This window comes from Streptomyces sp. SAS_281 (genome assembly GCF_052542855.1).
The window spans coordinates 1-2,308 of the sequence record NZ_JBMNDO010000247.1 but is presented as its reverse complement, the minus strand read 5'-3'; the positions used below and the strand labels follow the sequence as shown (position 1 = coordinate 2,308).

At 69.8% G+C, this 2,308-nt stretch carries 3 protein-coding genes and 1 pseudogene; 3 read left to right on the top strand and 1 reads right to left on the bottom strand.

The window, feature by feature from the left end:
• Nucleotides 1-46 precede the first annotated feature (46 nt).
• A complete protein-coding gene (locus tag ACN6LM_RS37940) occupies nt 47-769 on the bottom strand; it encodes a lysophospholipid acyltransferase family protein (protein ID WP_445069971.1) in 723 nt (240 codons plus the stop codon).
• Between the two features lie 219 nt (nt 770-988).
• Between ACN6LM_RS37940 and ACN6LM_RS37935 the strand changes: the two genes are divergently transcribed.
• From ACN6LM_RS37935 to ACN6LM_RS37925, 3 genes and pseudogenes are all read left to right on the top strand, one after another.
• Nucleotides 989-1,315, top strand: a complete 327-nt coding sequence (locus ACN6LM_RS37935) for a TlpA family protein disulfide reductase (RefSeq protein WP_445069970.1) — start codon at nt 989-991, stop codon at nt 1,313-1,315.
• Nucleotides 1,316-1,511: 196 nt separating this feature from the next.
• Nucleotides 1,512-2,018: a flavin reductase family protein gene (locus ACN6LM_RS37930; protein ID WP_445069969.1), complete on the top strand. Its 507-nt coding sequence runs from the start codon at nt 1,512-1,514 to the stop codon at nt 2,016-2,018.
• 202 nt (nt 2,019-2,220) lie between these two features.
• A pseudogene (locus ACN6LM_RS37925) lies at nt 2,221-2,308 on the top strand (electron transfer flavoprotein subunit beta); the annotation flags it as partial.

Genomic DNA, 2,308 nt, shown 5'->3' with positions numbered 1-2,308 from the left:
CCACTGGGGGTGCGGACGGACCGTCCGCACCCCCGGTGGCGGCGTTTCAGCCGCGCTCGCGGACCTCGGCCGCCGTCGGAGCCGTACCGCCCAGGTGCGCGGGCACCCACCACGTGTCACTCGCGTCCTTCGGCCGGACCGGATACGCCCGCTGGGCCGCTTCCAGCAGCTCCTGCACCCGCTCCCGCAGCCGCCGCGTGATGGCGCCCGCGTACTGGTCCGTGGGGGCCTCCACGGCCTCTCCGACGCGGATGGTGATCGGGGTGTGGCTGCGCTTGAAGTTGCGCGGCCGGCCCTTGGTCCACAGCCGCTGCGTGCCCCACAGGGCCATCGGGATCAGCGGCACCCCGGCCTCCTGGGCCAGGCGCGCGGCACCGGACTTGAAACTCTTGAGCGTGAACGACTCCGAGATCGTCGCCTCGGGGAACACCCCGACGATCTCGCCGGACCGCAGCGAGGCCAGCGCGTGCGCGTAGGCGTCCTCGCCCTGCTTGCGGTCGACGGGAATGTGCTTCATGCCGCGCATCAGCGGCCCGGAGACCTTGTGCCGGAATACGGATTCCTTGGCCATGAAACGCACCAGCCGCTTCTGCGGGAGCGCGGCGAGGCCACTGAAGATGAAGTCCAGATAACTGATGTGGTTGCTGACCAGAACAGCGCCACCGGTCTTCGGGATGTGCTCCGAACCCTGAGTGTCGATCTTCAGGTCGAGCGCCTTGAAAAACGTGCGAGCGGCGCCGATGACCGGCCGATAGACGAGTTCTGCCATCTGGGGAAGACCCTTTCTTCAGCGCCCGCGGAGGTTCTCCCGGCGGAAGTTACGCAGCCGTAGGTTTTCGGCATTGCGCCGATCGTGCCCCATGCGGCGACGTGGTGGCCAGTCCCGGCGGCGACGGGACGCGAGATTCTCGTCACGTAGGGCGCCCGGGAATGCCCGCGCCGTCGCCGACGCTGACCCTCTGCGTAGAACTCTGACAGGAGGCCGCAGGTGGACGGGCAGGCAGGTGCCGAGAGGCTGGACGCCGCACAACTCGGGGCGGAGCTGGGGGAGCGGGCCACGCTCGTGCAGTTCTCCACCGCCTTCTGCCAGCCGTGCCGGGCCACCCGCCGCACCCTCGCGGAGGTGGCCGGAATGGTCGAAGGCGTCGCCCACGTGGAGATCGACGCGGAGGCGCGTCTCGCGCTCGTGCGCGCCCTCGGCATCAGCCGGACCCCGACCGTCCTGGTCCTCGACGCCGGGGGCCGGGTCGTCCGCCGGGCCGAGGGGCAGCCCCGCACCGTCGACGTCGTGGCCGCCCTCGGCCGGGTGATATGACGGACCGTGATGCTTCTCCCACCTGATGGGACACCCTTGACTGCACGGACCACGCATCGTCAGTCTGACGTTATGCCGTCAGATCCCCTTCTCCATGACCGGGCGTACATCGACCTCGCCCGCACCGCCGGCGCGTGCTGTCCGGGTGCCTGAGCATCCACGACCCCGCATCTCCGACGCGCAGAAGGACATCTCCATGACGGCATCACCCGGGCTCGGCCACACGCGCACGGCATCCCCGGACCTCCTGCGCTCCGTGTTCCGCCGGCACGCCGCCGGAGTCGCCGTGATCACAGCAGCCGGGGAGCGCCCGGTCGGCTTCACCGCCACCTCGCTCAACTCCGTGGCCGCGGAGCCGCCCCTCGTCTCCTTCGGCGTCGGCACCTCCTCCTCCAGCTGGCCGGTGCTGGCCGAGGCCGAGCACGTGGGCGTGCACATACTCGGCGAACACCAGCGGGAACTGGCCGCCACCTTCGCCCGGAGCGGCGCCGACCGGTTCGGGCCGTCCACCTTTTGGCGCAGTGGCCCGCAGGGCGTTCCGCTGCTCGACGGCGTGTTGGCGTGGCTGGTCTGCCGCGTGGTGACCCGGGTCCCGGCGGGCGACCACCACATCGTGATCGCCCAGGTGGTCGAGGGCGACCCGGCAGGCGGAGGCCGGCCACTCGTCTATCACCAAGGGCGGTTCACGGGTCTGCGGGACTGACGCGGCCCCGGGGGTTCCCGGGTGGATCGCGTTGGGCAGATCACAGTGCAAAGCGCTTGCTCATTGGGCACACGCTCGATGTACTGGCGAGTAATATGACGGTCGGAGCGTCGGTCGCCCCGACCGGAAAACGCCCCATCAGGCGCCTATGCTGCGTGCAACAAGGCAGCCCCGGAAATGACGATGCAGTAGGAGAGCCGGCGTGAGCTTGAGGATCGTTGTCTGTGTGAAGTACGTGCCCGACGCGACCGGTGACCGGCATTTCGCCGATGACCTGACGTTGGACCGTG